The organism is Catonella sp. (assembly GCF_052173895.1).
Taxonomy (GTDB): Bacteria; Bacillota; Clostridia; order Lachnospirales; family Lachnospiraceae; genus Catonella.
Map to the genome: position 1 here is coordinate 80,154 of NZ_JBQMXS010000004.1, position 8,304 is coordinate 88,457.

At 35.4% G+C, this 8,304-nt stretch carries 5 protein-coding genes; 3 read left to right on the forward strand and 2 right to left on the reverse strand.

What is annotated here, in order from left to right; all coding sequences use genetic code 11:
* Positions 1–41: 41 nt before the first annotated feature.
* Positions 42–4,295 (forward strand): SpaA isopeptide-forming pilin-related protein, encoded by a 4,254-nt coding sequence (locus tag ACTTG8_RS01905; RefSeq protein WP_442560430.1) that lies wholly within the window; start codon positions 42–44, stop codon positions 4,293–4,295.
* Between the two features lie 102 nt (positions 4,296–4,397).
* Here ACTTG8_RS01905 and ACTTG8_RS01910 read toward each other — a convergent pair whose 3' ends face one another.
* Both ACTTG8_RS01910 and ACTTG8_RS01915 read right to left on the reverse strand, forming a co-directional pair.
* Entirely contained in the window at positions 4,398–6,092 is a 1,695-nt protein-coding gene (locus tag ACTTG8_RS01910; protein WP_442560431.1) for a DAK2 domain-containing protein, read from the reverse strand.
* A 13-nt stretch (positions 6,093–6,105) separates the two neighbouring features.
* Positions 6,106–6,462, reverse strand: coding sequence for an Asp23/Gls24 family envelope stress response protein (locus tag ACTTG8_RS01915; protein ID WP_442554081.1), 357 nt, complete (start codon positions 6,460–6,462; stop codon positions 6,106–6,108).
* 211 nt (positions 6,463–6,673) lie between these two features.
* Here ACTTG8_RS01915 and ACTTG8_RS01920 point away from each other — a divergent pair, with 211 nt between their 5' ends.
* Together ACTTG8_RS01920 and ACTTG8_RS01925 are read left to right on the forward strand one after the other, a co-directional pair.
* Positions 6,674–6,844, forward strand: a complete 171-nt coding sequence (locus ACTTG8_RS01920) for a hypothetical protein (RefSeq protein ID WP_442560432.1) — start codon at positions 6,674–6,676, stop codon at positions 6,842–6,844.
* A 12-nt stretch (positions 6,845–6,856) separates the two neighbouring features.
* Positions 6,857–7,969, forward strand: coding sequence for a hypothetical protein (locus tag ACTTG8_RS01925; RefSeq protein ID WP_442560433.1), 1,113 nt, complete (start codon positions 6,857–6,859; stop codon positions 7,967–7,969).
* The last annotated feature ends 335 nt before the right edge of the window (positions 7,970–8,304 follow it).

Genomic DNA, 8,304 nt, shown 5'->3' on the forward strand with positions numbered 1-8,304 from the left:
TAATAGTTTTTATCCTGCTTTATTTAGTAAAGGAGAAGAGTATGGGATTTAAGAAAAAGAAGAAGTATGGTGTATTAAGCATTATTTTGACCTTGGCTCTTATTTGTTCCAGCCTAGGGTATGTATGGGCACAGGCTGATGAGGCAGCGCCTTATGAAATTGTTGAAAATTCTATGGGGGGGGGTAGTGAAAAAGTAGAAGACGAGCCGGAAAACATAGATGGGCTTTCAGCAGAAGAACTAGGACTTCCATCCGGAGATATATCGGATGAGATGATTAGGGATGGGGGAGTTTTTACTGGTAAATTTAAGCCTAATATTATAACGGAGTTTGTATCAAAAGTTACCCAAGATGGTAATACTATTAGTGATTCAAATAAGATAAATCCCAAAAAACCTTTTAGTATTGAAATAAGGCCAACAGTACCATTTGATATAAATGGTGGTGAAGGTAAGTTAGGTCCGGGAGATAGTACTATTCTTAAAATCAGTGAAAATGTATCAATACCGGCGACTAAAACCTTTGAATTTAAAGCTAAGAATTCTGATAAGATAGGAGTTACGATAACTTTTAAAAATGAAGGCAATGCTGTAGTTGCGGAGTTTAAAATAGCAGGGGATAAGAGCATATTTACTGGTAGTGATGGTTTTGAGTCAATAGTGCTTGGTTTGGAGTATACTATTAAACAGAATGAAAACCAACAGACAACCCCACTTACAGAAATTTATGTACTGAATAAGAGATATAGTGTCTTAGATGTGAGTCCTGCAGTATCTATAAAGAAAACCGGAGAAATTGATTATAACACTCATTCAATACTTTGGAAAGCAGAAATAACAAGCAAGAATTCTCTTGAAGGCTATACATTTTTTGATGATTTAAATCCTATTTCTGATGAGGGGATAAGTAGTGCGCTTAGAAGTGGCAGTTTTAAAATAAAAGGCGAACATAATTCTGATATTTTAGGTGCAAATCATCATTATAATGATAATAAGATTAGCTACACTTTTCCTGCCGGTGCTCCCAATAAAGCTGTTATTACTTTTAATACAGAGATTAGTTGGCATAAGTTTAAGAATGGTTTTGATAAAAAGAAAAATACAGCTTTGATTAAGCAAGGTGATAATGAGATAGATAAATCTTCTGCTGAGGTGTATCTGATAGCGGACTGGGGAAGTAAGAATGTAAGTGGAGGAGATAAGAATAAACAAGGTGACGATTATTATGTAACTTGGACAATAGATTTTAATGGCTCATATAAAGATAAGGATGGAAGTATAAAGGGCAGAAAACTTAAGGATGTTCGTATAAAAGATATAATGCCGAGTGATGGCAGTGGTACTGAACAGCTTGAGTGGGTTTCTGCCAAGCTTGAGGCAATATCAGAAGATGGACAAGTTATAGCAGGTAAAAATAAGATATATAATACAGAGCCGGCAGATAAATTTTATAAACTTTCAGATATAGGTATTGCTGAACTTAACGGCAAAGTCAGGCTTACTATTGTATCAAAGATAGCTTGTAGTAAAGCAGTTTACCGTAAAGAATTTACTAATACTGCTGAAATTTATTGGAATGGAGAGTATGGTAATAACGCAGCTAAGGTTACTTTAGAAAAAGATATAGTGTTAGCGGCAGGTAATCCTGTACTGAAGAAGGAAACAGCTAATGGATATAAGAAGGATGGTAACGATTCAGCACCGGCAGATGTGACTTGGGAAATTTCTGTAAAAAATGGAGTTCTTACTGAAAATACATATTTTTATGATGTGTTTCTTTCTGGTGTTGCTCTGAATAATAACAATGAGGATGTGATTGATTGGGGATTTTTCAATTCGAATAATAGAGAGAGTGATAGAAATAAACTTTCGGTAAAAGGACCTAATGGGGAGACAGCACTTGCATCTGGAATTGATGTAAAGAAGGTACTGCCAAGGAGTGATGCTCGAAATGTGTATAGGAGTAATTTTAAAGATAACTCAGGGCTTAGTTTAACTCATAAAGTATATGATCTTCTTTATGATGGAAAAGCTATAGGTAAGGTGCTTGAAGTAACAGGATTTAGAAAAGATTCATCAAAAGGGGATAGTCATGAATATAAGTTTAAATTTGACTCTAAGCTTGTAGATCCAAGGCATTTGACGGCAAATAAATTAAGAGAGGAAAAGAAACAGGATCAGAATACTAATAGGGCTTATCTTGTTGAAAAGACAGGTTCCGATTACACAATACATCCACCTGCAGACTATTGGCCTTATTATGATAGTAATATGCTTAAAAAAGGAGTTATTCCGACAACAAATGCTGAGAACATAATGAAAGGTTCTTATAATTTAAATGATATAAACCAAGATCCCAAAGAGGAGTATTACGATAAAAACAATACTGCTGTTAAGGAGGCATTTTCGGCTAAGGAAAGGTCTATATTATACAGACTCAGTGTTAATGCTGATGGATTAAACAACTTTAATGAATATCTTGAGATGAGACTGGAAGATGAATTTCCAAATGGCTGGGAAGTGACGGATATAAATAGTTCTAATAAATACTTAGTATATGAGGGGAAGAAATTAGAACCGTTAGAAAGAATAGGGAAAAACGGATATGTAGTGGCTACAGGTTCGTCTTTAACTAATGATGCAGTAAAGAATTTGTTTGATCCGAAATTAGAAGGTAAGAAGTTGACATTTAACCTTTCTAATATTGACAAGCCATATGTTATAATATTGAGGCTCAAGATAAATGATGATTCGAATGCGAAAGGACTTATAACGAATATTGCCAAACTCAGTCTTAAACTTAAAGGTTCTAATGATAAAAGTACAAAGACTGTGGAGAGCCATGTCTCAGCCGTATATGATGCCAGGTTCTTATCTAAAGATAATTTGAGTTCTGATATTGAGACTAATAATCAGATTAAGTCGATTAAATGGAAAATAGAGTTTAATCCTAATTTTATGCCGGAGAGTATAAAGAACCGGTTGGATAATGCAAATACTATAGAGCTTGTCGATACACTTGGACAAGGTATTGAGGTATTGGCAGATAAGGATGGCAATCCGATATTTGATGGACACTCTTATGTATTAACTGAAATAACAAATGGAATTCCAAAGGTTTTGTCTAAGAAAGCTGAGCTACAAGATAGGATTTCTTATGATAAAATAAAAAGAGAATTAATACTTAAAGGTTTGTCAAGTAAAGCAGGTACAATTTATAGACTTGAGTATACTACAAGGATAGTAAATAATGCTATCAATAATACAGTAGCACTTAAGTATGGGACATCTTTGCTGAACCAGAAAGATGAGTTTAGTCATAATATAAGGTATTGGGCAAAAGTGGAATGGAAAAATAAGCCTGTTACAGAACTGAAGATACATAAGACCGGGGATGATAATACAAATTTAGATGGAGTAAAGTTTAAATTAAATGCAGTTGGACATAATTTAGCAGCAGATGTTGTCACAGAAGCTACAACTGGGATAGATGGATATGCTAAATTTGATAAATTACCGGCAGGTAAATATGAACTTACTGAAATAACCGGAAAAGCTGGCTATGATTTACCGGATAATCTTAGGTATGAATTTGAAATAATAAAGGCTGATACAGGATTTACCATAAGTGAGCTTAAAGAAAATACAGCATTTAGAATTGTACCTAATGATACAGAGCTTGGGTATGAAATAAATATTATAAATAAAAAGACTAAGCAGAATAAGAAGGATGAGCCACCAACACCACCAAGTCAGCCACCGGTGACACCACCATCAACTCCGATAGTGCCGACAACGCCGGAAACGCCAACAACGCCAACAACGCCAACAACACCAACAACACCGACAACACCGGAAACACCGACAACACCGACAACACCGACAACACCAAGAACACCGGTGACTCCATCTAATATACCTGAGGAGCCTGAAACTCCAATAGAAGAGAATGAAACACCGAATTCTCCGGTAGATCCGCCTTCAACCACACCTGAAAGAGAGATACCTACTTATACAGTAGATTCTTTCCCGGATCCAAATGATCCTGATAGTCCTGATGAATTTATGGCTGTGGATGAAAACGGAACACCTCTTGGAAGGTATGTGAAGAGAACAAAGCCGGATGGAACAAGTGAGTATGTATTAGTAGATGATGATGGTACACCTCAAGGTGTGATGCGTAAGAAACCTAGACTTCCAAAGACCGGTGGAAGTAGTAATGTATTCTATTATCTATTTGGTGGATTATCACTAATTATAGCAGTGGTATTATTGTTTAGAAGAAAAAGACAGTAGTATGATATGTTTGTAATAATAGGATAAGATAGGACGTAAGAAATAAAATTTAATCCCCTGCAACAGGTATTGCAGGGGATTTTTATAGATTATGATATATAATTATTCAACAGAGAGGAGATAATAGTAAACAGGCTGTCCTCCAAACTGGAGTTCTACATCTAAGTTTGGATATTTTTCTGTAATCTTATCAATTAATGCATTAGCATCGGTTTCGCCAACTTCAGCACCGAAGTAAAGGCTGATTATACTTGAATCTTCATCTACAAGAGTTTCTAACATTTCAAGCACTGTGGAATCTACTGAATCACGAACGGATATAATTCCTGTATCGCCTATACCCATTATATTGCCCTGACTGATAGTCTTTCCATCAATTACCGTATCTCTTACAGCATAAGTTACCTCGCCTGATTTGGTACACTCCATACCTTCGGTCATTTTTGATATATTGCTTTCTGTATCACCGTCATGGATGTAGTTGATGATGGCTGAAATGCCCTGTGGCACTGTTTTACTTGGAATTACAATTATATTTTTATCTTCTGTAAGTTCTTTAGCCTGATTCGCAGCAAGTATGATATTCTTATTATTAGGCAGGATGAAGACATTATCAGCATTTACCTTATCTATGGCATTTAAGATGTCATCGGTACTTGGGTTCATGGTCTGTCCGCCTTCTATAACATAGTCAGCACCCAGTCCCTTAAATATTTCGCTAAGGCCTTCTCCGGCTGATACTGCTATGAAACCATCTTTCTTTCTAGGTTCGTTAGAAAGTTTAGAAGTATTTTCTTCTGCATTTTTTTGTTCTTTAGCTTTTTGAGTGGCATTTTCAATCACTCTTTCGTGATGTTCTTCACGCATATTATCTATCTTCATGCTTGTAAGCTGACCGTAAGTAAGGGCTTTTTGTATAGCAAGTCCGGGATCATTAGTATGGACATGTACTTTTACAACTTCATCATCAGCTACAACTACGATACAGTCTCCCAGTCCTTCAAGATAATGCTTGAAATCAGATTCGTCTTTTTCTGTGAATTCTTTTTCAGACATTATTATAAATTCAGTGCAATAGCCAAATTTGATATCAGCAGTTTCTATATCATCAGTAATTCCGGATTTTCCTGAAGAGACAGCAGTGGTATTTATGTTGCCGTCAGCAAGTGGAACTATTTTACCAAGAAGTACATCGTAAGCACCTTTAAGAACTTCTAAGAGTCCTGCACCACCTGAATCAACTACACCGGCCTCTTTAAGCACCGGCAACATATCGGGAGTTGAATCCAAGACTTTTTCCATGTGAGATATAACTTCGCCTGCAAACTTAGCAATGTCCTCTGTTGTGCCATCAAGTTCCGCAGCCTTATCTGCTCCACCCTTTGCTACGGTAAGAATGGTACCTTCTTTTGGTTTCATAACAGCCTTGTAAGCAGTTTCAGCTGCTTTATTAAAGGCAGCAGCAAGTACCGACACAGTTACATTATCAGCATGAGCAGTTATTTCTTTACAGAAACCTCTTAAGAGCTGAGAGAGAATAACACCCGAATTTCCTCTTGCTCCTCTTAGAGAACCACTTGACATAGCTTTTGCAAGACTTTCAATAGTAGGTTCTTCAACTGCATTTACGGCTTTAACAGCAGACAGAGCTGTAAGAGTCATATTGGTTCCTGTATCTCCGTCCGGAACAGGGAATACATTGAGTTCATTAATTCTTTCTTTCTGCGACTCCAGTCTCGCAGCACCGGCTAAAAATGCTTTTTTAAGCATAGGTGCATCTAATTTAGATATTGCCACTTGTAAATCCTCCTTAGTCAACGACTCTTACGCCTTCTACATATACATAGATATTTTTAACTTTCATACCGGTAAACTCTTCAACCTTATAAGTTACATTCTCAATAAGGTTTTCGGCTACTGCAGAAATGCTTACCCCATAAGCAACGATGATATGAAGTTTGGCAGTAATTTCGTTATTTTCAATAATAATCTCAACACCCTTACTTAAATTGTCCTTTTTAAGCAGGGTAGCAAGACCACTCATCATACTTAGAGAAGCCATTCCAACTATGCCAAAACATTCTATTGCTGCAGAACCGGCATAGTTTGCAATAACATCGTTGTTGATTGAAACTTCTCCTTTATTTGTATTTACATATCCTTTCATAAAACCTCTTTTCCATGTGAGAACACATTGATGTTGATGTTTTGTGTATACACAAGAATTATACCTATTTTAAGGTAAAAATTCAAGTTTGTTATCTGACTTTATTTTTTTGTTTAAATATGTTAGTATTAAAAGTGACGGTACAGGTAGCAAATACTTTTGGTATTATGACTGTCTAAGTTATATTTTATAAAAGATAAGGAGAATAACAATGTCAGAATTTGTGAATAGTGATGAGAAGGCGTATAAGAGTATGCACTTTGTAGGAGTAGTCAATATAGCTCTCGGAATAGTCGTAGTTGTGGTATCTGCAGTGTGTGGGGCATTTATTATAGCTAGTGGAGGTAAACTCCTTAAGGACAAAAGGGGAATAACTTTTTAATGGAGATATTTAATGAAACTAGGCACTAAAGAAAAAATGTCAAGAATAATAGATGCTATGCTATATGGGGATTTAATTACAAAAAGGTATCTGTATGGTATTGTAATTTTTACTCTTATAACGTTGTTTTCCGGTGTTATGGCTGTATTAGGAATGGGGATTGTGTATGGACTTATAGCTATGCTGGTAGGAGTTGTTGACCTTATTTGGTGGCAGTCTATGACTTTAACATCGGATGAACTAAAGGAACAGGGAGATAAGGTAAAATATCAGCAGAGAAAACAGGAGCAGAGACTGGAGAAAGAAAAAGAGAGGGCTACCGAGAAATTAAGAAAAGAGGAAGAAAAGAGAAAGAAGAGAGAGCCTAAAAGTGAGATAGAGAAGGCACTTGGGAAAATTGATGAAAAGACTGAATATAAGATAACAAGAGAAGAGATTAAATATGCTCTCAAAAGATATAAAGCAAAAAAAGACCATAGGGAAGTGCTTATAGATTCATGTGATTCTTTGGGGCTAAAAGAAGCTCCTGCTTATATTTGGGCAGATAAAAAAAAGTATTATCTTATGGTAATAGGAGGAGATGAGCCACTGTTACTTGACTTTCCTTTAGAATATAATATGAAGTTACATTATGAAACCGGAGTGAAGTCCAGTCCGGATGTAGAATATAATGAATATAAGGGAGTGTCAGTCGTGGCCTTAGCTTTCAGTCCGTTTTTGCCGGATTACTATCAGAAACGCACAGAATATGGTACGGCATTTTATAAAAATCTATACAGGCTTGGAAAGGATATGTACTTTACAAATTCTTCAGCAAAGAATGTATTAGATATTACGGGGGCAGATTTTGAGGTTGAGGATGATATAACAAAAGACATGAGGTATGGTGAGGATTTTAAAAATGCTTATAAGGCTAATCTTCTCTGGCGTGATGGGGTCTTATCTTCAGCTGAATATAAGAATAGGATAACAGGGCTTTTAAGTAGTCTTGCAAGAGCTGATATTCGTTTTGATGATTTTAACAGGATATTGGAGCAGATGTATGAATATAATTTCATAACAAAGGCATACTTGGAATTTTATATTGATTATAGGAAGAAGTATAGAGAGACAAAAGTAAAGTAAAACTAATTTCTGCTGATAGTTGAAATGCTGTCGGCAGGAATTTTTTTAATATTATAGTTCACGTTAAAAGCACCTATATGAATTTATGAAAAATGTGTAGATTTTTGCAATATTCTGTGGATATAACTAAAATATTAGTATTTTGAAAGGTATTATTACAAAAATCTAATAAAGGCATGGAATATAAGTGTTGCTTTTTATAGAATATTTATATATAATTATTATAAAATGTTATTATACATTGTGAAAATTTATAATAACAGTGGAGGCGTAGAATAACAAGTCCAGCTAATAAATGTCAATAGTTAAATGAGATAAAATTTATTTTGTTTTCT

Excerpts from the sequence above, each read along its gene's own strand:
- ACTTG8_RS01920 (WP_442560432.1), top strand. The coding sequence starts at position 6,674 with ATGTCAGAATTTGTGAATAGTGATGAGAAGGCGTATAAGAGTATGCAC.
- ACTTG8_RS01905 (WP_442560430.1), top strand. The coding sequence starts at position 42 with ATGGGATTTAAGAAAAAGAAGAAGTATGGTGTATTAAGCATTATTTTG.
- ACTTG8_RS01915 (WP_442554081.1), bottom strand. The coding sequence starts at position 6,462 with ATGAAAGGATATGTAAATACAAATAAAGGAGAAGTTTCAATCAACAAC.
- ACTTG8_RS01925 (WP_442560433.1), top strand. The coding sequence starts at position 6,857 with ATGAAACTAGGCACTAAAGAAAAAATGTCAAGAATAATAGATGCTATG.